The organism is Lysinibacillus sp. BSL11, assembly GCF_052928325.1.
In genome coordinates this window covers 113,291-136,157 of sequence record NZ_JAVGCX010000005.1, presented here as the reverse complement: position 1 = coordinate 136,157, position 22,867 = coordinate 113,291, and the positions used below count along the sequence as shown (strand labels likewise).

The 22,867-nt window shown below is 36.9% G+C and carries 24 protein-coding genes and 2 other annotated features; of the genes, 8 read left to right on the top strand and 16 right to left on the bottom strand.

The genetic code is table 11. The annotated features are described in order from the left end of the window. The first annotated feature begins 166 nt into the window (after window positions 1–166). The gene (locus RCJ95_RS07560; protein ID WP_004231845.1) at window positions 167–604 is read left to right on the top strand and encodes an Rrf2 family transcriptional regulator; all 438 of its coding nucleotides are present in this window, start codon (window positions 167–169) and stop codon (window positions 602–604) included. A gap of 48 nt (window positions 605–652) precedes the next feature. On the opposite strand, the gene RCJ95_RS07555 is transcribed toward RCJ95_RS07560, so the two are convergent. The 4 genes from RCJ95_RS07555 to RCJ95_RS07540 form a co-directional block, all read right to left on the bottom strand. Beyond that, window positions 653–1,633 (bottom strand): GNAT family N-acetyltransferase, encoded by a 981-nt coding sequence (locus RCJ95_RS07555; protein ID WP_257520706.1) that lies wholly within the window; start codon window positions 1,631–1,633, stop codon window positions 653–655. Window positions 1,634–1,810: 177 nt separating this feature from the next. Further along, entirely contained in the window at window positions 1,811–2,929 is a 1,119-nt protein-coding gene (locus tag RCJ95_RS07550; protein ID WP_446722097.1) for a DUF4179 domain-containing protein, read from the bottom strand. Continuing rightward, window positions 2,901–3,491 carry an RNA polymerase sigma factor gene (locus tag RCJ95_RS07545; RefSeq protein WP_257520708.1) on the bottom strand — a complete coding sequence of 197 codons (591 nt, stop codon included), beginning with the start codon at window positions 3,489–3,491 and terminating at the stop codon, window positions 2,901–2,903. Before RCJ95_RS07545 ends, RCJ95_RS07550 begins: the two co-directional genes overlap by 29 nt. A 115-nt stretch (window positions 3,492–3,606) precedes the next feature. Next, the gene (locus tag RCJ95_RS07540; protein WP_337976660.1) at window positions 3,607–4,101 is read right to left on the bottom strand and encodes a DUF1648 domain-containing protein; all 495 of its coding nucleotides are present in this window, start codon (window positions 4,099–4,101) and stop codon (window positions 3,607–3,609) included. 311 nt (window positions 4,102–4,412) lie between these two features. Here RCJ95_RS07540 and RCJ95_RS07535 point away from each other — a divergent pair, with 311 nt between their 5' ends. Further along, window positions 4,413–6,107 (top strand): methyl-accepting chemotaxis protein, encoded by a 1,695-nt coding sequence (locus RCJ95_RS07535; RefSeq protein ID WP_004231836.1) that lies wholly within the window; start codon window positions 4,413–4,415, stop codon window positions 6,105–6,107. Window positions 6,108–6,369: 262 nt separating this feature from the next. After that, window positions 6,370–6,608, top strand: a binding site (T-box leader). Window positions 6,609–6,700: 92 nt separating this feature from the next. After that, the gene (locus tag RCJ95_RS07530; protein ID WP_274770516.1) at window positions 6,701–8,272 is read left to right on the top strand and encodes a 2-isopropylmalate synthase; all 1,572 of its coding nucleotides are present in this window, start codon (window positions 6,701–6,703) and stop codon (window positions 8,270–8,272) included. Between the two features lie 50 nt (window positions 8,273–8,322). Here the strand turns inward: RCJ95_RS07530 and metG are convergent, their stop codons facing one another. The 4 genes from metG to rsgA all read right to left on the bottom strand — a co-directional run bounded on the left by metG (window position 8,323) and on the right by rsgA (window position 12,539). Continuing rightward, window positions 8,323–9,957: a methionine--tRNA ligase gene (metG, locus tag RCJ95_RS07525; RefSeq protein ID WP_446722096.1), complete on the bottom strand. Its 1,635-nt coding sequence runs from the start codon at window positions 9,955–9,957 to the stop codon at window positions 8,323–8,325. A gap of 57 nt (window positions 9,958–10,014) precedes the next feature. Then, window positions 10,015–10,274: a binding site (T-box leader), on the bottom strand. Between the two features lie 88 nt (window positions 10,275–10,362). Next, window positions 10,363–11,010 (bottom strand): HAD hydrolase-like protein, encoded by a 648-nt coding sequence (locus RCJ95_RS07520; protein ID WP_221681555.1) that lies wholly within the window; start codon window positions 11,008–11,010, stop codon window positions 10,363–10,365. Between the two features lie 15 nt (window positions 11,011–11,025). Beyond that, window positions 11,026–11,451, bottom strand: coding sequence for a FosM family fosfomycin resistance protein (gene fosM / locus RCJ95_RS07515; RefSeq protein WP_221681558.1), 426 nt, complete (start codon window positions 11,449–11,451; stop codon window positions 11,026–11,028). A 17-nt stretch (window positions 11,452–11,468) separates the two neighbouring features. Further along, window positions 11,469–12,539, bottom strand: a complete 1,071-nt coding sequence (rsgA, locus tag RCJ95_RS07510) for a ribosome small subunit-dependent GTPase A (protein WP_446722095.1) — start codon at window positions 12,537–12,539, stop codon at window positions 11,469–11,471. A 393-nt stretch (window positions 12,540–12,932) separates the two neighbouring features. On the opposite strand from rsgA, the gene RCJ95_RS07505 reads away from it, so the two are divergent. Together RCJ95_RS07505 and RCJ95_RS07500 are read left to right on the top strand one after the other, a co-directional pair. Next, window positions 12,933–14,015, top strand: a complete 1,083-nt coding sequence (locus RCJ95_RS07505) for a type III polyketide synthase (RefSeq protein WP_446722094.1) — start codon at window positions 12,933–12,935, stop codon at window positions 14,013–14,015. 1 nt (window position 14,016) lies between these two features. Next, window positions 14,017–14,559 (top strand): isoprenylcysteine carboxyl methyltransferase family protein, encoded by a 543-nt coding sequence (locus RCJ95_RS07500; RefSeq protein ID WP_446722093.1) that lies wholly within the window; start codon window positions 14,017–14,019, stop codon window positions 14,557–14,559. A 20-nt stretch (window positions 14,560–14,579) separates the two neighbouring features. On the opposite strand, the gene RCJ95_RS07495 is transcribed toward RCJ95_RS07500, so the two are convergent. Beyond that, complete coding sequence (locus RCJ95_RS07495) at window positions 14,580–15,773, bottom strand: GTP-binding protein (protein WP_221681592.1); 1,194 nt, start codon at window positions 15,771–15,773, stop codon at window positions 14,580–14,582. Window positions 15,774–15,942: 169 nt separating this feature from the next. Between RCJ95_RS07495 and rpmG the strand changes: the two genes are divergently transcribed. Then, window positions 15,943–16,092 carry a 50S ribosomal protein L33 gene (rpmG, locus tag RCJ95_RS07490; RefSeq protein ID WP_004231780.1) on the top strand — a complete coding sequence of 50 codons (150 nt, stop codon included), beginning with the start codon at window positions 15,943–15,945 and terminating at the stop codon, window positions 16,090–16,092. A gap of 167 nt (window positions 16,093–16,259) precedes the next feature. Here the strand turns inward: rpmG and RCJ95_RS07485 are convergent, their stop codons facing one another. From RCJ95_RS07485 to RCJ95_RS07470, 4 genes are all read right to left on the bottom strand, one after another. Then, window positions 16,260–16,994, bottom strand: coding sequence for a hypothetical protein (locus tag RCJ95_RS07485; RefSeq protein WP_221681593.1), 735 nt, complete (start codon window positions 16,992–16,994; stop codon window positions 16,260–16,262). A gap of 11 nt (window positions 16,995–17,005) precedes the next feature. Continuing rightward, the gene (locus tag RCJ95_RS07480; RefSeq protein ID WP_221681594.1) at window positions 17,006–17,287 is read right to left on the bottom strand and encodes a hypothetical protein; all 282 of its coding nucleotides are present in this window, start codon (window positions 17,285–17,287) and stop codon (window positions 17,006–17,008) included. Next, the gene (locus RCJ95_RS07475; protein WP_221681595.1) at window positions 17,280–17,852 is read right to left on the bottom strand and encodes a hypothetical protein; all 573 of its coding nucleotides are present in this window, start codon (window positions 17,850–17,852) and stop codon (window positions 17,280–17,282) included. The genes RCJ95_RS07480 and RCJ95_RS07475 overlap by 8 nt, the downstream gene beginning before the upstream one ends. A gap of 85 nt (window positions 17,853–17,937) precedes the next feature. After that, window positions 17,938–18,588, bottom strand: a complete 651-nt coding sequence (locus tag RCJ95_RS07470; protein ID WP_004231775.1) for a hypothetical protein — start codon at window positions 18,586–18,588, stop codon at window positions 17,938–17,940. A 235-nt stretch (window positions 18,589–18,823) separates the two neighbouring features. On the opposite strand from RCJ95_RS07470, the gene RCJ95_RS07465 reads away from it, so the two are divergent. Both RCJ95_RS07465 and RCJ95_RS07460 read left to right on the top strand, forming a co-directional pair. Next, window positions 18,824–20,011, top strand: coding sequence for a hypothetical protein (locus tag RCJ95_RS07465; protein ID WP_446722092.1), 1,188 nt, complete (start codon window positions 18,824–18,826; stop codon window positions 20,009–20,011). A 163-nt stretch (window positions 20,012–20,174) separates the two neighbouring features. After that, on the top strand, window positions 20,175–20,792 hold the full coding sequence (locus RCJ95_RS07460) for an exosporium glycoprotein BclB-related protein (RefSeq protein ID WP_221681597.1): 618 nt from the start codon (window positions 20,175–20,177) through the stop codon (window positions 20,790–20,792). A gap of 79 nt (window positions 20,793–20,871) precedes the next feature. Here the strand turns inward: RCJ95_RS07460 and RCJ95_RS07455 are convergent, their stop codons facing one another. The 3 genes from RCJ95_RS07455 to RCJ95_RS07445 all read right to left on the bottom strand — a co-directional run bounded on the left by RCJ95_RS07455 (window position 20,872) and on the right by RCJ95_RS07445 (window position 22,857). Beyond that, a complete protein-coding gene (locus tag RCJ95_RS07455; RefSeq protein ID WP_221681599.1) occupies window positions 20,872–21,384 on the bottom strand; it encodes a YfiT family bacillithiol transferase in 513 nt (170 codons plus the stop codon). 273 nt (window positions 21,385–21,657) lie between these two features. Next, window positions 21,658–22,137 (bottom strand): hypothetical protein, encoded by a 480-nt coding sequence (locus RCJ95_RS07450; protein WP_274770535.1) that lies wholly within the window; start codon window positions 22,135–22,137, stop codon window positions 21,658–21,660. Window positions 22,138–22,209: 72 nt separating this feature from the next. Further along, window positions 22,210–22,857 (bottom strand): hypothetical protein, encoded by a 648-nt coding sequence (locus tag RCJ95_RS07445; protein WP_446722091.1) that lies wholly within the window; start codon window positions 22,855–22,857, stop codon window positions 22,210–22,212. Window positions 22,858–22,867: the final 10 nt, after the last annotated feature.

The following is a 22,867-nucleotide window of genomic DNA, read 5'->3' as shown; positions in this document are numbered from 1 at the left end:
ACAATATAACGCTTTCATTCTCTTAAAGCAATATATAAAATACATCTTTAACAAAATAGACATATTTGATGTATTCTAAATACATCTTTAAAAATAGGTTGAAGATATTATACTTCAATGTAAAAATGCTATAATTATTATGAATTATAGAAAGTAGGGTGTTCGGATGCGCTTAACTTTATACACGGACTACTCTCTGCGCACGCTTATTTATTTAGGCGCAAAGGAAGATGGTCAATTATCAACTATTCAAGAGATCTCAGATGCTTATAATATATCGAAAAACCATTTAATGAAGGTGACACACCAGCTTGGATTATTAGGTTACATTGAAACAATTCGTGGACGCGGCGGTGGTATTCGCCTTGCTATCGATCCAAAAACCATTACCATCGGTGAAATTGTTCGTCATACAGAAGAGGATTTTCATCTTGTAGAATGTTTCGATAAAGAGAATAACCTATGTAAAATAGCTCCAGAATGTCAACTAAAAGGTGTACTGTATGAAGCTTTGCAAGCCTATTTGAACGTGTTAGATCAATACACCTTGGACGATTTCCTTCATTCTAAGGAAAAATTAATGGCGCTACTGCTCGGTAAATAAAAATACCCGCTCAACATTTGTTGAACGGGTATTTTTTTATGAAGTTGCTTATAATTGTTTTGTAAAGAAAATCATATCCAATGCACGAATACCATTTTCATAAATTGGTTCTGGGTAATGACTGAAGAAATCCTTTTCAATAGCCTCCATGCGAAAGCCTGCTTTTTGATAAAAAGCGATATTATCAATACTTGAGTTCGCCGTTCCAACCAACACTACCTGATAGCCTTCCTTACGGCATTTTTCAGTAAGTTGTCGTAATATCTCTTTGCCTATTCCCTTCCCTTGGTACTTGGTTTCAATAGCAATATTCTTCAATTCAATTGTAGTGTCAGATTGAGGAATAACTAATGCCACTCCCACTAGCAGTTCTCCACAATTAATTTTATATAATGTACCCTTATCTAAATATTTTCGAACCGCCACTTCACTTTCATCCGCTAATAAAAGCTGAGGTAAAAAAGCTTCTCGGTTCCCTTCTACCTTTTCTAGGGATGTTCGATAACGGACATAATCTTCTCGTTCAAAAACATTTAACACACATGGTTGCTTTTCCTTCACTTCTAACCACGAATGCTCCTCAGGATAATCCTTTTCCACTCCTAATCGAACAAAAGGTAGCTTTTCTTGTGCTTTCTGCGAACGGATATTAACCTTTCGGGCTCCTGCAAATACACGTGATAATCCCAGTTCAAAAAACGCAATATCTAAAATAGCCGTTTTTGCTTCAAGATTATAGCCCTTCCCCCAAAATTGATAGCCAAGCCAAGAGCCGATATGACAGCTCTTTTTATGACGATCGATAAACATTAATGATGTCACACCAATGACTTGCCCCTCCTCATCTAAAATCACACGAGGGACGGTCTTACCTTCTTCTTCATCTATACGTTCACGCTTAATAAAATGAATTGTGTCTTCTACCTTGCCAGCAGGTAAGCCTAGGGCATCTCGAACCTGTGGCATAGAAGACAACGCATGCATAGCCTCAGCATACTTCACATCATGCCTTACTAACGTTACTGCCATCTTCTATTCCCCTTTATTTCTTAGGATTGAAAACTTATTCTTTATATATACTCCATATACTATAGATTATTCAAAAGCCTTGTTTTGCTAGTATAACTGAATATCCATCTACTTTATATAAATATAGAAAAATAAAAATTGAGAAAGTGAGCTTTTACTACACTTTCTCAATTATTTTTATGGTTGAACTGGTATAGTGATCTCTAATTCAGGTATATATCGAATTTTTGGATAACCGTTTTTATCCAATTGAAACATACCTTTTTCGTTTTCCTTGAAAAGATGGATATAGGGTTTTAAGGTTATTGTTTTTGGAACAGATTCAAAAGGAGTGTATCGAAGATCATCAAGATGAATGTTTCCATTGGTAGCGTTCCAACCGTTTCCTCCAATTACTTCAATTTCACGACCATACTCATCAATAATATCTATCCCCATTGTTAGTAGTGTTAAATTACCAGTGAACGTTGAATTATCAGTTAAAACCATTCGTGTTGTGATACTTGTTGTAACTGGTGTTAGCTTGACCTTTTCAAGAGTCAGATGAATATTGTCATATTGTCGACTTATATTTGGTGCTAAAGCTACATAGTCTTTCACTTTATTTTTCACAGGAATATCAATTTCAATGGGGTCTTCTATACCTCTGACAAAAGCTTGAATGGTTAAATCAAATTGCTCTGGGAAAGGCTGCCCTCCCTGATTTCTCAGATCGGAAAATTCAATAATGGCAGAAGCATTATCTTTACCAGAGTACATAAAAGGACTAATAGAATTGGACTCACTCGGAGCAAAAGAATTAATAGGCTCATCATTTATAAACAAATTATAATTACTGATACAATCCATTAAAGCTTCTTTCTCATCTTCTTTATAGGGGCGTTCAATAGCAATTGAAACACGTGTACCGTCATATGCTACTTCCGATACACTTAATGTAAACCCCTCCTGTGTCATACTTGCCTGTGGTTTTGTAGAAAGTCCTTTTTCATCAGCCATCTGCAACCCCAAATCACCAGCGAGACGGAAAATTGAGGATAGTACAGGCACTTGTTTAAACGTTGCAGCCATTGTTGGTGAAATAAATGGTGTAATAACTAGTAGGCAAGCTAGCATAGCTGTTGCAAAAGCAACTTTATAGTGCCATTTCTTCGGGTACTTTACTATTTGTGGCTGCTCGTTACGTTCATATTTACTGATTACACGATCAACCAAATCAACTTCTACAGGTGTTTCACGAATTAGCTGCTCTATTTGTGTCATTTCTTTATCCTTCTGCTTTAAATGAATGCTCATAAAATCCACCTCCTAACTTATTTTCCTTTATTATTTTTTTCCGTAATCGTTCATACTTTTTTCTTACTGTAGCTGCTTTCAAATCCATAATGGCAGCAATTTCTTCAAAGCTATACTCTTCAATAGAACGAAGTAATAAAATCCTTTTTTCATCTACACATAAGTTTTCCAGTAGCCTATGTATCATTTCATCATATTCAGGCATTGGTGTCTGTGTCTGCTTCACCTGTTCTTGCTTCATATTTAGCCAAAATTTATAGCCCTTATTTTTTGCTTTTATGACATCAATACAATGATGATGAGCAATTTTATAAAGCCAAGCTGATAAGGAGACCGTATAAGAAAATTTATGAATATTTTCTAATCCCTTAATAAAAATATCTTGCGAAGCATCCTCCGCCTCCTCTTTAGTTCCTAGCATATAGTAACAATAAATATAAATTTGCTTTTGAAAACAACAAATGATTTCTGCATAGGCACGCGTGTCCCCTGATTGAACTTGCTCCACAATTGATTCAATATCTATATCAGCTCGCTCTTTTGATGGATCTCGTGTAGTCAAAGTTGCCCCCCCTTTCCAATCTATATAACTGAAATTAATAGAAGTTTGTGACAAACTATAAAAATTTTTTCACAAAAATAAAACGCTTAAGAGTATCCTAAGCGTTTGAGTCTCACTATTTTATTTTGTAGCTTGTTATAAACCCTTTAATGATTGGGATCAATACACCTATCAATACAATGGGTAGGAACCACCAGCCTAATGAATTTACCTCACCAAGACCAATACGAACCATCTGAATCGATATAAAAGCAAATAAAATGAGACAGATATTTTTCACTTCATTTAGTATTTTTCTGCTATTCAAATAAAATGCTTTTACATTACTTTCATTTAAACGTGACGGATAATTATGCATATGAGGTACTTTTTCTAGCAGGCCCATTAGCATCCATAAAAATAAACCGATGAATGGAAGAATAAATAATTCTATTTTTGCGCCCCAGCGATCAACCTCACCCATCCCATTGAAGTGACCAGGTATTTCATCAGGCAACTTACCCCATGCCAATATAATATAAAAGATGGATAAAATAAATATACTACCACCAATATAGTCCCATATCTTTTCTGATCTTGTTTTAGGTAACTTTAAAATTGGCCTATACATTTTCTCCACCCCTGTTTTTTTCCTTTACTACATCTACGTTATGACTACTAGTAAAGTTTCAAAATTTATGAAAATTGACTTAATATTCAATCTGAACCATTAATTATCCCTATTATTAGTAGCATTATAGCGATAAAATCTACTTTTTTTATTACTTCATATATAATTAATACCCATTTTCAAACTACTAATTACTGTAGAAATACTCATAATACTTTGTAAAATTCATATAATCTGATATAAATGATATATATACATATTTCATTATTTTGTAACATTTCTACTAATTACTGAGAAAGGATATTTCAACTATGCGATTTACTATCTACAAGAAATTATTACTCGGTTTTTTTATAGTTATTTTGGTACTCGTTACAACAATCGGCTTAAATATAAAACAGCTTGATTCTGTAAATAAGACATATCGTACATTACTGGAGGAACAAACTACTAAATCTATAAGTATTCAGGAATTACGGGTGATTGCAAAACAGGAAATTGTCAGCATGCGAGGCTACTTATTACTTGGAGACAAACAAAACTTTCAAAGTAATCAAGCCTCACGCGAGGAATTCAAACAAAAATCAGAAGAATTAATGGCTACTTTAGATTCAGAGAAATCAATTAAGATGCTTGAAGCTATTAATAAAAGTGAGCAAAATGTTCAACAATTTGCAGATCGTATGTTTGAGTTAAAAGCTGCTGGAGAAACAGAGAAGTACGAAAAATTGGATAGTACTCAAGGACGCTTAATTATTAAACAATTCGATGAACGTGTTGAAAACCTTTCTAATTATCAAAATGAATATGTAGAAGGTAAAATGGCTGCTACATCCAATCAAATTCAAGACATCAAGCTCCAAATGATGCTTCTTGGAGTCTTTGCTGTTGTCATAAGTCTGATAATTGCTATGGTGGTTGGTAGTCTAATGTCTCGTCCAATTAACGGTATGGCTAAGGCTGCGAAAAAAATAGCTGAGGGTGACTTAACAGCTGAACAAATTCGTATAAAGAATCGGGATGAAGTGGGTGATTTAGCGCTTGCGTTTAATCAAATGGCTACAAATTTAAAGGATTTAATTACGAATGTACGCCAAAATACTGTACAAGTAAGTGGCTCTGCTGCCGAGTTAACAGCTAGTGCAGAGCAAACTATACAGGCTACAGAACAAATCACTTCTTCTATTCAAGAGGTTGCTAGTGGCTCAGAGGCTCAAGGGAAAAACGCAACTGAAAGCTCAGAAGCAATGAAAAACATGACAAAGGGTATACAACAATTAGCTTCTACTACTGCTGCTGTTTCTGAACTGGCAATCGAGACAAATTCAGAGGCTAAGAAAGGAAATGATTCTTTACATCGTGTTATCTCTCAGATGACAACAATCAACACGGCTGTTTTAGAGTCAGCAAGTGTTGTTAAAAACCTAGACGGTCATTCCATTGAAATTGGCAATATCATTGGTATTATTACTGATATTGCAGAACAAACAAATTTATTAGCACTTAATGCTGCAATTGAAGCAGCCCGTGCAGGCGATCATGGACGCGGCTTTGCAGTCGTTGCAGATGAAGTGAAAAAGTTAGCAGAGCAATCAAAAAAATCCGCTGAGCAAATCGCTACCTTGATTTCTGAAATACAGCAGGATACAAACCGTGCTGTAACGGTGATGGATACTGGAACTCAAGAGGTTCAAATTGGTATGCAAGTAGTAAAGGTAGCAGAAGAAGGTTTCTCTAAGATTGTTGAGCTGATTGAGCAAGTATCCATGCAAATCCAAGAAGCAACGACTGTTTCAGAGGAGATGTCCTCTAGTGCAGAGCAAATTTATGCTTCCTTTGATGAAATTGCAACTATTGCCCAAATGTCCTCATCTAATTTACAAAATGTTGCATCTGCTTCCGAGGAACAATTAGCTACTATCGAAGAAGTAGCAGCTTCAGCAGCAACACTTTCAAATATGGCAGAAGAACTTCATACGCAAGTCTCTCGTTTTAAGCTAGAATAAAAGACTGCTCGTTTTCTTTAGGTTTATAGAAAACGAGCAGTTTCTTCATACAAAAAAATATCATGATTTTCCAACCTATCATATGTTAACTCCCCTAACCATTTACTCACGGGAAATATATATTTTTTAGTGCCTCCATCAACATTTCACTAAATATCAAATATTTAATAAGGTAGTTAATACTTAAGACAGAATTAAATAAATTTTTAGAATATTATTGACAGGAAGTTAATATCCAAGTAATATTGCTTTCAACAACACATTGCAGGCCAAGATTGGAAATAGTAAAAGTGGTTGTGTACTTGTAGAGAGCCGATGGTTGGTGTAAATCGGTAGGCACACATTTTGAACTCGTCCATGAGCTACTCCCTGAACTTTTCAGTAAGGGATGTCGGTTTCCCCCGTTAACAGGATAGACAGTGATAGCTGTCGATAAGGGGACTTTTTCTATATAGAGAAGGTCAATTAGAGTGGTACCGCGAGCATAAACTCGTCTCTATTTTTTACATAGAGACGGGTTTTTTTATTTTTTAATGACTTATTGGCCTAAGTGTAGATTTTAGATACTAATCACTAAAAAGGAGTGTTTGAAAATGGGAAGAAAAATTTGGGTGTTTGATACAACTTTACGTGATGGCGAACAGGTGCCTGGAGCAAAGCTAAATCTTTACGAAAAAGTAGAGATCGCACAGCAGCTGAAAAAATTGGGTGTCGATATTATAGAGGCTGGATTCCCCGCTTCCTCTCAAGGTGATTTTGATGCCGTCAAAGCTGTAGCTGAAAAGGTTGGCAATACAAACGACATTATGATTACAGCATTAGCACGTGCTGTAAAGGCTGACATTGATGCTGTCTATAACGCTGTGAAATATGCTCAAAACCCGATGATTCACATGGTACTTGGCACATCTGATATTCATGTAGAGAAAAAATTCAGCAAGTCAAAAGATCAAATTTTACAAATTGGCGTGGATGCTGTGAAATACGCTAAAACATTATTGCCGCAAGTTCAGTATTCCACAGAGGATGCCTCTCGTTCAGACTTTGAATATCTTTGGAAAACAATTGAAGCTGTTATGAGAGCTGGCGCAACGATGATTAACGTTCCTGATACGGTAGGCTTTGCAGAGCCAGAGGAATTTGGCGAAATGATTTTTAAATTAAACGACCGTATGAAAAACTTAGATGATAGCGTTCTTTTAAGTGTTCATTGTCACAACGATCTTGGAATGGCAACGGCTAATACGCTAGCCGCAATTAAAAATGGTGCAGATAAGGTAGAATGTACAATCAATGGTATCGGTGAACGTGCAGGTAATGCTGCATTAGAAGAAGTTGTCATGGCACTTAAAACTCGTGGCTCCGTCTACAATGCAGAAACACGTATTAATACAAAAGAAATTATGAATACTTCACGTCTTGTTTCTAGCTTTATGGGCTTAGATGTACAGGTCAATAAAGCCATTACAGGAGATAATGCATTTGCCCATTCTTCTGGTATTCACCAAGATGGTTTGTTAAAATCGCGTGATGCTTATGAAATCGTCCATCCTGAGGATGTAGGTCTTGATGATATGGAGCTAGTACTAACAGCTCGCTCTGGTCGCCATGCAGTGAAAAATGCTCTTGAAAAATTAGGGTTTACTAATCTTTCAACAGAGGAATTTGAAGGTATTTTTGAAGGGTTCTTAAAGCTAGCCGATGCAAAGAAAGAAGTATATGATCACGACTTATATGTTATTGTTGAAAGCTATTATGAAAAACATGATGCCAATAATAAAAATGCTACACATTATAGTGAGCAATTCTTTGATTTTGATGATCTACAAGTCGTCAGCAATACAAGCTTCCCTTCTGCAAGTGTTAAGGTTCGTAAAGGCGGTGAAGTATTTAAAGCTAGTGCAGTAGGCTCTGGCCCAATTGATGCCCTCTATTCAGCCATTGCAAAAATTACAAATATGGATGTAAAACTAGTGGAATATAATATCAATAGTGTTTCACGAGGCAAAGAGGCTTTAGGTAAAGTAAAAATTACGATTGAGCATGAAGGCGAAAAGTATATTGCAAAAGCAGCAGATACTGATATTCTTAAGGCAAGTGCATTAGCCTATATTAATGCGATCAATAGCATTGTAGTGACAAAATTAACACCTGTTATGAATTAAATGAAACTAGCAAAGCAGTATGGCTCTTCCGCCATACTGCTTTTTCAATCCTAGTGACTATCCCTAACTAGTTTTTGATATTCCTCATCGATTCGTTCGATATCAAGACGTTCAAATAATGGTGTCACCTCTTGAATGACTTTAGGGAGCTCTACTTGCTCATGCCACATCATTTCATTTATACCTAACATATTTCTTACTTTCTTTGCTGAAAACGGTAAGAAAGGATGCAGCAGCTGTCCTAAATTCGCAATGATATAGACGCAAGTTGCTAATGTACGATTACCTGCCTCTACGTTTTCTTTTACCTGTAACCATGGCTGTTGTTCATCAAAATAACGATTAGCTCCTCGAATATACTCAAAAATAGACTCTAATGCCTGTTTGAAATGACCACCTTCGATAAGAACGCCCGCTTCATTAAACAATTGTACGGTTTGTTTTCGAATGTCGCTATCCACCTCCGCTTGTGGCACCTGACAAGCAAATGATTTCTCAATAAACTTCAATGTACGGTTTACAAAATTACCAAAGGCTCCGAGTAGTTCGCCATTATGGCTATAAATAAATTCACGCCATGAAAAATCAGTATCACGATTTTCTGGCGCATTCATCGTCAAGAAGTAACGAATAGAGTCCGCATCATAACGACTTAAAATATAAGGAACCCATACAGCCCAATTTTGACTAGTAGATAATTTGCGTTTTTCTAATGTTAAATACTCATTGGATACGATATGGGTAGGTAATGCCTTAGATCCAATTCCCATTAAAATGGCTGGCCAAATAACTGTATGGAATGGAATATTATCCTTCCCATGTACATAGTATGAAATGGTCTCTTCATTCCATAAATCTTCAATGGCTATTTGATGCTCTTTTGCCCATTCCAAGCTTGCTGTTAAGTACCCTGCTACAGCTTCAATCCATACATATATTTTTTTCCTTTCAAAACCTAGCACTGGAACATCTATGCCATTCGGTAAATCTCTTGTTACTGCTCGGTCGGGAACTCCCTCTGCCAAGTATCGCTCCGTTAACCCTAAAGCATTGTCTCGCCAACGTTTCTCGACTTTCGCTTGTGCTAAATAAGACTCCAACCTTCCTTGAAATTGACTAAAGGTAAAATAAAAGTGCTCAGTTTCCCGAATAACAGGTTCGTTCCCACATATTTTGCAGCACTTATCAATTAAATCCAATGGGTCTAAAATTTCTGAGCAGTTATCACATTGATCTCCCCTTGCTTTCGCTCCACAATTTGGACAGAGCCCCTCGACAAATCGATCTGGTAGGAATTGTTTATCCGTCTCACAGTAAGCCTGTTCAATTTTCTTTTTGTATAAGAAATTATTAGCCAGTAGCTGTAAGAAAAGGGCCTTAACGGATTCATGGTGGTGCTCCGCATCCGTTCTTGTGTACAAATCATAGGTAAATCCTAAATCATGAAAGCATCTAGTAAACTCATCATGATAGTGATTAGCTATAGCCTCTGTCGTTGTATTCTCTTGTGCGGCACGTATAGAAATGGGTGTACCATTACAATCACTGCCTGATACATATAAAACCTGCTCGCCTTTTTGTCGGTAATATCTAGCCAAAATATCACCTGGTAATAATGCGGCAACATGCCCTAAATGCAAAGAGCCATTTGCATACGGCCAAGCGCCTCCAATAACAATCGTCATTCTAAATTGCTCCCCTCACAGAAAAAATAGTAAAAAAAAATCGCCCTAATCAAATCTGATTAGGACGAGTATACCCGTGTTACCACCTATATTTACAAATAGCTCACACTATTTGCCTCTCTCAGTACGTCTTCACTCAAAAAGAGATACTGCTGCTGTTGTAACGAGTGCCCATCTCGTCGTAATCTACTGGCTAAAAAGCTTTCGGTACGAAGCTCAAAGGTCATTTTCAAAAGGGTTCATTTACCTCATTTCCACCAACAGAGGCTCTCTACAAAATGCTAATCCAATTTACTTTTCCTTCTCCATGCTTTTTCTATAGGATTTGGCATTATTTTACGCCTTCTTGTGAGGAAATGCAATGACTGTTATAAAAGCGTCCTTTTTTTGATTCACTTTCTTGAGTTAATCTAATGTAACCTTTAGCAAATCAGTTAAATCATCAATTACTATATCTGCTTTTTCTAACTCCTTGTCTTGTGCAAAGTCAAAGCGAACACCTATTGATAGTAATTGATTGTCCTGTGCAGCTTGGATATCCGAAGAACGATCTCCTACCACTGCTCCGTAATCAATTTTATTTTCATCTACAACTCTTTTGACCAGATCCGATTTATGCCCACTTGCAATGGCTTGAATGCTATAGATTCCCTTTATAAAACGCTCCAACTGATAGGTTTCGACGATTGCTTGTAAATAGTCAACCTGTCCATTACTCGCTATGTATAACGGATAATTCTCTGACAATGTTGCAAGGGTATGTTCAGCGTTTGGATACAATGCACCTTTATGTCCACGTATTTGCTCAATCAGCTTTACATGGAATAATACATTGCTCTCTTCTCGTATCTCTACCGCATGCATAGGACATAATGTTTCCCACACAACAGGTAAAGGAACCCCCATTATTTCTCTATATTTTTCTATCGGTGTTTCTCCCTGCCAAAGCCCATTTGTCCGCAGCACATCGAATGTTGCATCGAGCGCAGGCTCTAAAATAAGATTGGTTTGAAATAATGTTCCGTCCATATCAAAAATAAACGCTTTATTCATAAAATCACTCCTTAATTAGTTATCAAAAAACGCCATATGCTGCTTTTCTTGCTTATAATAATCCAAACGATCCTGCAAAGTTCCTGTATGAAATTCAAATTTATGACCATCAGGATCTGTAAAGTAAATCGATTTTTTATCCTTTTCATCTCTTTGCCGACCTGCTAAAATATTGACCTTTAGCTGCATCAATCTGTCATACATCTTATCAAAGTCATCCTCAGCGATTGTGAAGGCAATGTGTGTATAGGAATGATGGATGTCATTACGTGGTATATCCTTTTCTACATTAAGAGCTAGCCACAGCCCATTTACATCAAAATAGGCTGTGCTGTTCCCCTTTACTAGCAACTTGGCATCGAATACTTTTTCATAAAAAGTGATGGATTCCTCTAAATTAGAAACTGAAAACAATAAATGATTGATGTTTTGAATTGTCATGGCTGTGCTCCTATTAATTATTTCTTCCCCTTTTTCATTCCCTTGGCTATTTGCTTCCACTTGCGCTGCTCCTCAAGTTTTGCTTGCATATTTGTTTTGCGCTCCATATAAGCCAATTCTCTTTGCAGCTTAAAATAGCTTTGTAGACGATATTGGTCCAAGTCCCCATCTACAATAGCTTGCTGGACAGCACAATAAGGCTCTTTTTGATGTGTACAATCACGATAACGACAAGCTGTTGCTAGTTCCTCAATATCTTGAAAGCTAGAAGCTAAACTATCCCCTTGATCCCACAGTTGAAGCTCACGCATCCCTGGCGTATCAATTAGGCAGCCACCAGCAGGCAATACTACTAGCTCTCGATGGGTTGTTGTATGTCGTCCCTTGGCATCATCCTCACGTATACTCGCTACTTTCATCAGTATCTCACCACATAAAGCATTTGTTAATGTGGATTTCCCTGCTCCAGAAGACCCCAATAATGCCCCCGTGACCCCTTCTGTGAATAGCGTTTGAATTTCCTTTAGACCTTCGCCTGAAAGAGCACTCGTTACGAAGATATCCACACCAAAGGCTACAGACTCCACTTCTTGTACTAAGCTTGAAACATCCTCGCATAAATCAGCTTTTGTCAGGACAATAATGGGCTTTGCACCTGAATCCCAAGCAGCCACTAAATATCTCTCCAAACGTCGAATATTAAAATCTGCGTTCAAGCTCATAACAAGTAACACAATATCGACATTTGATGCGACAATCTGTTCTTGAATTTCCGTTCCTGCAACTTTACGTGAAAATACAGATTTTCGTTGGAATAGCTGATGAATAATTGCTCGTTCCTCACCGGGCATTTTCTCCACTAGCACCCAATCACCAACTGCTGGATAGTCCTCCCTCGCTAATGAGGTGTACGCATAATGACCAGCAATTGTCGCAAGCCATTCTCCCTCTTCAGCTAACACCCGATAAGAATGCTTATGCTCTAAAGTAACCCTTGCAGGCACACAATTTTTTAATTTAGCCTGTTTTTTCATTTCTATCATTTGCTCTTCAAAATATGTTGTAAAACCTAATATTGTTAAATTCAATTTATTTTCCTCCTAAACGTATGATGCCTCAGCGAAAATAGTTGCCATCCGCAAGAGGCCCTATCGCAATTCACCTTTTGGAACTACGATAAAAAAACCTTGTAGCTGCAATTCGGCAGTTACAAGGTTTCACAGGCACGTTTAAAAGATACACAAATACCCCGAGTTATGGCACGGCGTCACTTTGTATATTTTAGGCGTGTGAAATTGAACAAACCGAATTGCAGTTCGCTAATTACAGATCTATTCATCATGTCACATCACCTACTTTCCATTTAGTTGTTATCAATATAGCTAAATTTTCAGAAATTGTCAATTACAATATTATAAGCATTTATTCCAATCATCCACGCATACAATGAACAAAACCATTAAATGCGAGGAGATGTTGGATTGCCTAAAATCATTTCAATTAGCACATATCAACCACCTTACACATTACAGCAAGATAACGCAGAGGAACTAACGAAAGAGCTTTTTTATGCAAAAATTCCAAAACTAGAGCGCTACTTAAAGGTTTTTGATAATGGTGGCATCGACACACGCCATTTTTGTGTGCCAGCTGAATGGCATCGTACGAATCACTCCTTTGAAGAACGTAATAATTTATATATTGAGTTGGCTACACAATACAGTGTAAATGTCATTCAAGCATGTTTAGCTAATACAGCTTTTTTATCCTCATCTATTCCAACTGAGGACATCGATGCCATCATTTTTGTTAGCAGTACAGGAATTTCAACACCTAGCATTGACGCACGTGTTATGAACAAGCTTCCCTTTTCAGATAGACTTAAGCGCATTCCTCTATGGGGTCTTGGTTGTGCAGGAGGAGCCGCTGGTGTAAGCAGAGCCTATGATTTTTGTAAAGCCCATCCACATGCAAAGGTGCTTGTCGTTTGTGTCGAGTTATGTAGCCTCACTTTTCAGCCAAATGATTTTTCTAAAAGTAATTTAATTGGTGCTTCCCTTTTTGCCGATGGTGCAGCATGTATACTTGTTTGTGGGGATGAAGTAGCTTTCGCAACAAAAAGGCCAACCCCTAATATTCTAGCTACAGGTTCTAAATGGATGCCAGATTCGGAAAATGTAATGGGTTGGGATGTGAAAAACAACGGGCTTCATGTCATTTTCCAAAAAAGCATTCCTTCTATTATTACCAATTGGCTCGGACCTTTCATCGAGCAATTTTTAATGGATCAAGAACTGTATAGCGAACAATTGACTCATTTTATTGCGCATCCTGGAGGAAAAAAGGTATTAAAAGCTTATGAAGATACACTTTATCTATCTCCCCAAAAAACCGACATTTCTCGGGAAATATTGAAACGACATGGTAATATGTCATCACCGACAGTGTTATACGTATTAGAGCAGTTTATGTTAAATGAAGGACAAGTGGAGGATACAGGTTTGCTCGTAGCTCTTGGCCCTGGTTTTTGTGCAGAAGCTGTATTATTAAACTGGAGGGAGTAACATGATCTTCTATTTTATTTTTATCCTTGTCGTTCTACAAAGATTGACAGAGGTTGTCATTGCCAAGCGCAATGAGAAATGGATGCTCTCACAAGGAGCCTATGAAGTAGGTGCTTCACACTACCCCTATATGGTAGCCATGCATGTTAGCTTTTTTCTGTTTTTAATAGTGGAAATCGTCACAAACAACAATGGCATCTCGCCCTTATTTCCGTTATTTTTTATAATATTTTTAGCAGTGCAGGCTTTACGGATCTGGTGTATTCGCTCTTTAGGCACTTTTTGGAATACAAAAATCCTCATTTTACCTGACGCACAAGTTGTTCGTAAAGGGCCATATGAATATATGCGCCACCCCAATTATGCGGTAGTTTGTTTAGAAATCCTTTTGCTACCACTCATGTTTCAGGCTTACTTTACAGCATTTTGTTTTACATTACTCAATATTACAATGCTTTCTGTCCGAATACCTATAGAAGAAAAAGCATTACGAGATGCTACTAATTATAATCGTATATTTCAAAAGAAGATTTCGGAGTCTTAGCCGAAATCTTCTTTTCTTCTTTATTGCCATTCCCAGTTAAATGGGTCTTGTAGACGTTCCCAAGGGTTCTGAAACTCTTCATTTGTTAACAAACAGTTGTCTAACTGTTTAGTGATTTCTTCTCGATCTAGATCAATGCCAATAATAACAAGTTGTGTCATTCGATCTCCGAACTCTTCATCCCAATCTTCCAATACTTCAGGGCTTTGCTGGAACACATCCTGCTGCTGGGCTTGAGAAAGAGCTGCTACCCAATAAGAGACTGGTTCAATTTTTGCAGATGACCCAGCTTGTGATAATAATAGTGCAACTTCCTGATGTCTTGCACTCCAAATAATACCCTTCGCTCGTACTATTGAATCTGGCATGTGATCACACCACTCAACAAAGCGCATCGGATGAAACGGTCTTTTGCGTTTATAGGTAAAGGAAGAGATCCCGTACTCCTCAGTCTCTGGTGTATGGTTTTCATGACCAAGCTCCAACTCCTTTAACCAACCAGCCGATTCAGAGACACGTTCAAAGTCAAAGCGCCCCGTATTTAAAATTTCAACTGGATCGATAACACCATTTGTTGTACGTATAAGTTTTGCCTCAGGCTGTAATGCACGTAAAATACGTTCTAACCGTTCAAGCTCCTCTGCGGATACTAAATCGCACTTATTTAAAATAAGGACATCACAAAATTCAATTTGATCAATAAGAAGGTCTGCAACATCACGCTCATCTAATTCACCAACAGCTTCCTTCCGCTCCAATAAGCTTTCCCCAGACTGAAAATCATGCCAAAAACGATGGGCATCTACGACTGTAACCAATGTATCTAATCGACAAAACTTCGTTAAATCAATGCCAAGCTCCTCGTCTAAATAACTAAATGTTTGTGCAACGGGAATCGGCTCACTAATCCCTGTCGATTCAATTAAAATGTAATCAATATTGCCTAGCTTCGAAAGACGTTCCACCTCCTGCAATAAATCCTCTCGTAATGTACAGCAAATACAACCATTCGATAGCTCTACAAATTTTTCCTCTGTACGTGATATACCACTACCATTTGCGATAAGCTCCGCATCAATATTAATTTCACTCATATCATTCACAATAACAGCGACACGTAAATCCTTTTTGTTTTGCAATACATGATTCATCATTGTTGTCTTACCAGAACCTAAATATCCACTCAATACTGTAACAGGAATTTTCTTTGTCATTCTTACAACTCCTCAAATCGTAATCATTACTATTTACAATTTGTAATTAAATCATATTATTTTGGAAAATGCAAAACTTTTTATTACTAGTGAAATTAAACTTGACAATATCCAGTGAGAAATATATTGTTTAAATCGTAATAATTACTATTTAAAAGGAGGTCCTTCAATGCGTGTACAAGTAACACTAGCCTGTACTGAAACAGGTGATAAAAACTATATTACTACTAAAAATAAACGCAATAATCCCGAAAGATTGGAGCTTAAAAAGTACTCCCCTCGCCTGAAACGTGTAACCCTGCATAGAGAAACAAAGTAATATTGGAATGAGGGTCAAAAGGGACCTCTGGAGCTAGTCTCACCTACTTTGGAGTGCCTTCCTCTTCATTGTGAGCGGTTGAACCTCCTTAAAAGCTTCTTATTCGAATCAAAAAAATGACTGTTTCAAAGGCATACTTTTGAAACAGTCATAATGAAATTTTATAGCTAAAGCTGCTCACTATTGATTTCTAACGCTAATTCATTCAATTTCTCATCTAATTCATCGAGCATGCGTAATCTAAAATCTATTTGTTCATCAATATTAACTCCTTGTTTCATTGATGTGCTACTATCCTTAGATTGTTTTTTTAATGCAACTATTTCATTGGATAATCTCTCAATATCTAGATTTTTCATCTCTAACTCACTTAATAAATGTCGATGAAGGCTGTCCGATTCTACTTTCTCTCTATGGTATTTTTCTAGAGTCTCTATAATATTCTCCATTTGTTTACTTGCTAAGGTTGTATAGTCACTTAACTTTTTATCTATGCCTTCCACCATAGACCTTTCATTTGGATCGATCGAAGCCTCCTTTGATGCTTGAATTTTGTCCATCAATGACTTATTTTCAGCCCGCAACTCTGCCAATTCCTTTAATAATGCCTCAATGGATGCAATTTGCTTTTTTCTTTGTGCTTCTCTCTTCTGAATTTCTTCATCGTAAGCTTGCAATTCTTTATCAAAGTCTCTTTTCAACTTTAGGAGCTCCATTGAAAGTTCTTTTTTATGCCTTGTTAATTGAACATTTTCTCGTTCAAGTCGAAGAACCAAAGCATAATAATCACTATCTCTAAGTCTTTTTACTTCATTTTTGTACTTGGCTAACTCGGCCCTTAAAAAAATAATCATTTGTTGGAGCTGTATTGGATCATTGTTTTTCACAATATCATTGTCCATCATCACACCCCCTAGCCTGAATATCTTTTTAGTAAATTGACCACCTCTTCAAGCTGCTCTCTACTTTCCTCTAGTAAATCATCCAGCTGCTTCATCCATTTTCCTTCTGACTTTGAATTCTCTAATTGGTCAACATGACTATTCTCGCCTGAAACAAGATAGGCAATTAATAGCTGTAATGTACTTTTTTCAAGAAAGGCAAAGCTATTGTCTTGTTCATTGCGACGACTTAGCTGTTCCTTCACTAATTGTTGAATTACACTACCAAACTCTTGTTTTTCGTTGTCACTCATTGTCTTCCTCCTGTGTCTGGCCCATTCCATTTAGATTAATTGGATTTAAAACAACAACACCTTCTGTGAGCTGATCGCAATATGTAAAACCCATAATCGTGCCTGAATATGATAAATTATGGGACCATTTTATTTGAAAATTGGTAAATGAAATAGTTTCATTCGGTTCGATTGTTGATTTACCAACTGGTCTCAGCCAATACTCCTCTTTGCTTGATTTGTCATTAAAACGCTCCCACTGACTCTGCCCCTGTGTTTTAAAATTCGGAGTGAAATTTTCATGAACATATCTCCCTGAAAAGTAAAAAGGTGACTCCTTGGGTATTGTTATACACAGAGATGGGTTCGTGACGGCTGCACTACCAATATTACGAATATGATAGGAGCCTAAACATAAACTCTCTTGCTCAGGATCATAAGAAATATTAAATGCAGTTGTAAAATAACTAATGAGGTTAATCCTATTGGGAATTGTTAATTCCTCAACCAACCTTTTAATATCATGAACATAGGCATTTGTTTGTTCTTTTAGTGCCTGTATCTTGTCTTCAATACGATCTGCCACTTTAAACCTCCTTGTTATTTCCATTAAAAAAAAGAGAGGATTACCCTCTCTTCATAGTATGACTTTCTTCTTTTTGTTATCACAATTAACCAACAGTTGGGAAAATAACTGGGCATTGTTGTGGACGAACCGCAGTTGGACATGAGAATGGTAAGTCTGCTCTTGGTTCGCAGAAAGTTGCTAAAAATTCCACAGTAACCGGGAATGTAGATTGAATACTTTGACAAACAGCAACAGTAATTGTCAACGCAGAGAACGTAATTGTACCTGCTGCAGCACCTGTTCCAACACTAAGTGTTCCAGTTGTACAAACGAAGCAATCTAAATCTGTGTATAAAATTTCAACGTCTGTTCCCTTAGGTGCACATAATGTCACTTGCTCACAGCGAGAAACTGGAATATTATTGCTTGTGAAAACAGTACCATTAGGTAAAGTAACGACAATTGTTAGAATGAAGTTCTTTTGAACATTTAGATGTTGCAGACAAACCGTTGATCCATCAATAGAGAATTGGCGATTCTCACGGTTCAGAATCACAATTGGATTTGTAGTTGCTGGAATTACTCGACAAGTAACAATAGCACCTGTTAAGTCAGTAGTTGCTGTAACACCTGGGAATGTAATTGGTCCAGTAGGTGAAATATCAAACGACATTTCTTTTACAATCCAGTCGTATACCTTATCAACATTTATACAGATTAGTTCCTGCGCCTGGGATGGCATATGCTCTTGCATCCTTTTGACACCTCCATAAAATTTTTATCTTTCGTTTGTAGCATATGTTTTTCAGCTATAAGTGCATGGGCTAACAAATAGTTACATTGGATATTTATTAAAATCAATCAAGATTTGTTTTCATACACTTCCCTCATTAACGATACGAATCAAAATGTTGAAAGAACCGTTATATTTGTAACAGAAAGTCAATATTTTTAATAAACTAATAATGGACTGAAAGGGGTGAACTACAATGGAAGAGTCAAAATTGTATACCACTCAAGAAATTGAAAATTTAAAGCAAAAAATTGAATCTTATAGAGAATCGTTAACCTCGTTAAAAATGGGGGAGTCAATTGAAGATTTCCTTTATATGAAGCAGGAGTTTGATGGACTAAAAACACAGATGGCCCATTTAGAAGGGATTACTCAGACATTGGATACTAAACAAAATTCATATATAAAAGGATACGACGATCAAATTAAGGTTCTTTCAACACAGCTTGAGTCTTTGAATCAAACCATTGAAGGAATGAACCAAGAGATTTTATCAATTTTAAATAGACTATTGCCAGTTAAAGGAAATGATACAAAAACCGTACCGCCCTCCATTGACATGCCTGCTCAAGCTTATTCTAATCTTTTACCTAGACAACCTAGAATGACACAGACAGCAGATCAAACTACAATTACATCAGCACAACCTTCTTATAGACTACTACAAAGTGTGGCAGGTAAAGCCAAAAACCACCAACCAAATGTAAATATCGGGGGTCCCTCTCCTCAGAATGGTCTACCGGAAACTAAACCTGAAGAACGGCATTTTAATCAGCAATATTTTCAATCAATCAATACGCACCCCAGCCAAATATACAATGGTTTATACAGAAACACGACAGTTGAATCCACCTTCCATTTTAAAAATGCCATGGATGCAAAGGAAGTTCCAGTAAGTGTTTATGATCCATCTGCCGTACAGCCTGCTTCAAGCGAAGAAAACATCGAGAATGATACTTTACAATCTTCTATAGTTAATGAATCCGATAGCACTAAAACTGAAACATTAAATAATCCTATGGAGGTTGTGAAAATTGAGAATGAACATAACAATCTTGAGAATCCCATTGTAACGAATGACTCGATAGAACGAGTTAACTTGGAGCAACCTAGCGAGCCTGTTAATCAAGACATTGAAGCAATAGCTAGTGAGCCTCTCAACCAAATCATTGCAGAAACAGTAGCAGAACCTGCAGATATAGATCACTCTCCTTCATTGGAAACAGAAGAATATGTTGAAGTGTATCATGCTGATGCAACCTATGAGGTTCATCCGTCCTTTGAAGAAGAGATCATGCAACTTGAACCTGTAAACAAGCCGATTGAGGAAGAACATAAAAAGGGAAAAAACTCATTTTTCGATTTCTTTAAAAGATGGAGTTAACATTATCTTAAACATCCACTATGTCAAAACATACATAGTGGATGTCTTTATGTGTCAAATAAAAGCTGTCATTAAGAAATCATTGAATTTATAGGTGAAATAGATAATTGCCCTTAACCCCTAATCTGAAATGAATAGAATAATGAAGAAAGGGGGTGTAAAAATGTGTTTGAATAACTCAATGTGTGGCTGTTCAGGTAACGGTCATGGTAACGGGGAGTGTACTGCACTGGGACCTTTTGTTGCAATTGACGCTGCATGTATTACTCCACCAGCCGCTACTGGTTCCATTATCCCATTCTCATCAGGAATTACTCCTGTTGCTTTAGTGTCTCTTGCTACTGGTTTAGTTGGTACTGTAAGTCTTGTTGGATTTGGTACATCTGTTCCAGGGGTTGCTCTAGCTGGCGTTAATATCGATTTAACATCTAGTCTTGCTACAGAAGCATTTACTGTTCCACGTCCAGGTACAATTACATCTATTTCTGCTACAATCTCAGCAACAGCTGCTTTAACACTAACAGGAACAGCAACAGTAAGAGCACAAATTTACCGTGCAGTTTCAGGAAGCAACGTTTTCAGCCCAACTGGAGCATTTGTTGATTTAGCACCAGCTTTACCATTATTAGCATTAGCTGTAGGTACGATTGCAAGTGGTAATGCAAACGTTTCAGTACCTGTAAGTACTGGTGATCGTTTACTAATGGTATTCTCTATGACTACTACAGGAGTTGCTGCTACACTTGCTGGTAACGCAAGTGCTGGTATTACTATCGTATAAAATAAACTTAAATAATAAATGAAAACAAGTGATTTCCTCATTAGCAGAAATCACTTGTTTTTTCATAAAACATCAATATTTATTTAACCAAAGCATTCTGAATATGTGCCAAATGATGCTTGCCATGCCATGCATAAAGGCCAATTGCATGCTCAAGAGTCGTCAGGCCTGAATCAGGATGATTAAAGGCTCTTTCTAATTGTTCATCCGATAAACTTGACAGTAAATAAACCCAACGTTCATGTAAGCTTTCAATCAAATTAAAAGAAATTGCTACTGGCATTTCAGAATCTGGTAGCTGTGCCCATTCTGCCTCATTGTAGGGCTTAATGGTTGGTACATCCTCTGTTAACGCTAGCTTAAAACGGATATAGCTATTCATATGACTATCAGCAATATGATGGACTAGCTGTGTCACGGTCCAGCCATTTTCACGGTAAGATTTTGCTAAGTCTTGCTCGCTTGCACCACTTAACGCCTCTGCAAGTTGTTTTGGTAACAAACGGATTTCATTAATCCACTCTAGTACTTGCTGTGAATTCATTTCTTTGGGAAATTGGAATTGTCCAATAGGATAACGTAAATCTTTCATATTGCTGACCTCCATTTTACTTTTTATATTACCAATTTAATATTTTTCTTGCTACAACCATGCACTGTAATTATCTATGTTCAATAGCTTTTCGTATTTATATATACTTTCTGAATGGCGACTTCAGCATCTTGTGCATTTCAGAGAATATGAAAGCAATACACAATGTAAGCTTACATACGCACAACATACACCTCCTTTCCCAATACATATTCAAACAATCAAAAACCCTTATTTTATAAGTTTAAATACTTACAAAATAAGGGTTTACTATTATTCCCGGATATCGTATATCAACGTATCAAAGTATTTTTCATTTGTATATAGTAGAATAGCCCATTCACCAGACTGAGGAATTTTCACATGAGAAGGTGTATGTGCATCTGCTCCATTAACAGGTCCGCCGAGTCCTATGCTCCAACCATCCACTAAAATCGGTTGTATGACTTTAGATTCTCTATGGTATCCAATAACCGTTAATTCTGTATCTCGTACTTCATCTATTCCCCATAGATGCCACATCCATTTTTGTATGCTTAAACTTGGCATATCTGCGCCAATGACACCCGATTTATCAGCATTACCAATAATGCCTCTTTCACCAAATTTCTCTGCCTTATGCTCCCAATCAACTAATGCAAAATCATTTTCTTGTACAAAATCAGGTAGATCCTCTGGCATTGTAACATTTGCTTTATCTGTACAACCCACTAAAATTAATAGCAATATACATAAAAATACAACTCGTTTCATAACATCCCCCTTTCTTATGAAACGTTTGTTATAACCAAATTGTTACAGATAATTCTGTAAATTGCGAAACCATCATTTTATGGTACTCTTTACAATATCAACTAATGACTTTAATGGATGGAGAATTGTAATCGCCGTGTGATCTTCAAATCGTTGTGCTGCATCCACCATCGATAGCTGGGCTACAGATAGAAATTTTTGCTCAGCTGATAAAGTATGTAAAGTTCTTGAAATAGCCTCATCATAGGCTTCCTTTTTCCCTTGTATAATAAGCTCAAATGTATGCTCAATAATTTTTGCCTCTACATCTACTGATATTCCTCGTTGCTTAGCATATTGGTGAAGTCTTGCCATCGTTCCTTCAACAGTCGCTGGATTTGAGAAAAGAATTATTTGAGGCTGTTGCTTACTACATATACTTTCAAAATAGGGCTCATCAATCTTTATAATAGGGATCAGGGGATTAGAAAAAGTTTCTCCTTCTAATAAAGCAATATAATTTGTACACGTTATTAAAATGGCATCCACATCACAGCTAATTATCCATTCAATTTGCTCCTTAACTTTACGCGCTAAACCATCACTACCTTTAGACACTTGCTGTATCACGCCAGGGTCTACAAAATGGAGTATCTCTATGTCTTCAGCGCTTTGAAAAGCGTGCTCTATGTATTCTATATTGGAATAATGAGCATGCAAGCAGCCAAGCTTTTTTCTCAATTAAATTCCC

What these genes read in the sequence shown, in the direction of transcription:
- RCJ95_RS07535 (WP_004231836.1), top strand. Translation starts at nt 4,413, where the DNA reads ATGCGATTTACTATCTACAAGAAATTATTACTCGGTTTTTTTATAGTT.
- RCJ95_RS07520 (WP_221681555.1), bottom strand. Translation starts at nt 11,010, where the DNA reads ATGAATAAAGCGTTTATTTTTGATATGGACGGAACATTATTTCAAACC.
- RCJ95_RS07465 (WP_446722092.1), top strand. Translation starts at nt 18,824, where the DNA reads ATGGAAGAGTCAAAATTGTATACCACTCAAGAAATTGAAAATTTAAAG.
- RCJ95_RS07495 (WP_221681592.1), bottom strand. Translation starts at nt 15,773, where the DNA reads ATGACAAAGAAAATTCCTGTTACAGTATTGAGTGGATATTTAGGTTCT.
- RCJ95_RS07470 (WP_004231775.1), bottom strand. Translation starts at nt 18,588, where the DNA reads ATGCAAGAGCATATGCCATCCCAGGCGCAGGAACTAATCTGTATAAAT.
- rpmG (WP_004231780.1), top strand. Translation starts at nt 15,943, where the DNA reads ATGCGTGTACAAGTAACACTAGCCTGTACTGAAACAGGTGATAAAAAC.
- RCJ95_RS07485 (WP_221681593.1), bottom strand. Translation starts at nt 16,994, where the DNA reads ATGGACAATGATATTGTGAAAAACAATGATCCAATACAGCTCCAACAA.
- RCJ95_RS07530 (WP_274770516.1), top strand. Translation starts at nt 6,701, where the DNA reads ATGGGAAGAAAAATTTGGGTGTTTGATACAACTTTACGTGATGGCGAA.
- metG (WP_446722096.1), bottom strand. Translation starts at nt 9,957, where the DNA reads ATGACGATTGTTATTGGAGGCGCTTGGCCGTATGCAAATGGCTCTTTG.
- RCJ95_RS07540 (WP_337976660.1), bottom strand. Translation starts at nt 4,101, where the DNA reads ATGTATAGGCCAATTTTAAAGTTACCTAAAACAAGATCAGAAAAGATA.
- RCJ95_RS07480 (WP_221681594.1), bottom strand. Translation starts at nt 17,287, where the DNA reads ATGAGTGACAACGAAAAACAAGAGTTTGGTAGTGTAATTCAACAATTA.
- RCJ95_RS07450 (WP_274770535.1), bottom strand. Translation starts at nt 22,137, where the DNA reads ATGAAACGAGTTGTATTTTTATGTATATTGCTATTAATTTTAGTGGGT.
- fosM (WP_221681558.1), bottom strand. Translation starts at nt 11,451, where the DNA reads ATGACAATTCAAAACATCAATCATTTATTGTTTTCAGTTTCTAATTTA.
- RCJ95_RS07555 (WP_257520706.1), bottom strand. Translation starts at nt 1,633, where the DNA reads ATGGCAGTAACGTTAGTAAGGCATGATGTGAAGTATGCTGAGGCTATG.
- RCJ95_RS07460 (WP_221681597.1), top strand. Translation starts at nt 20,175, where the DNA reads ATGTGTTTGAATAACTCAATGTGTGGCTGTTCAGGTAACGGTCATGGT.
- RCJ95_RS07455 (WP_221681599.1), bottom strand. Translation starts at nt 21,384, where the DNA reads ATGAAAGATTTACGTTATCCTATTGGACAATTCCAATTTCCCAAAGAA.
- RCJ95_RS07560 (WP_004231845.1), top strand. Translation starts at nt 167, where the DNA reads ATGCGCTTAACTTTATACACGGACTACTCTCTGCGCACGCTTATTTAT.
- RCJ95_RS07500 (WP_446722093.1), top strand. Translation starts at nt 14,017, where the DNA reads ATGATCTTCTATTTTATTTTTATCCTTGTCGTTCTACAAAGATTGACA.
- RCJ95_RS07550 (WP_446722097.1), bottom strand. Translation starts at nt 2,929, where the DNA reads ATGAGCATTCATTTAAAGCAGAAGGATAAAGAAATGACACAAATAGAG.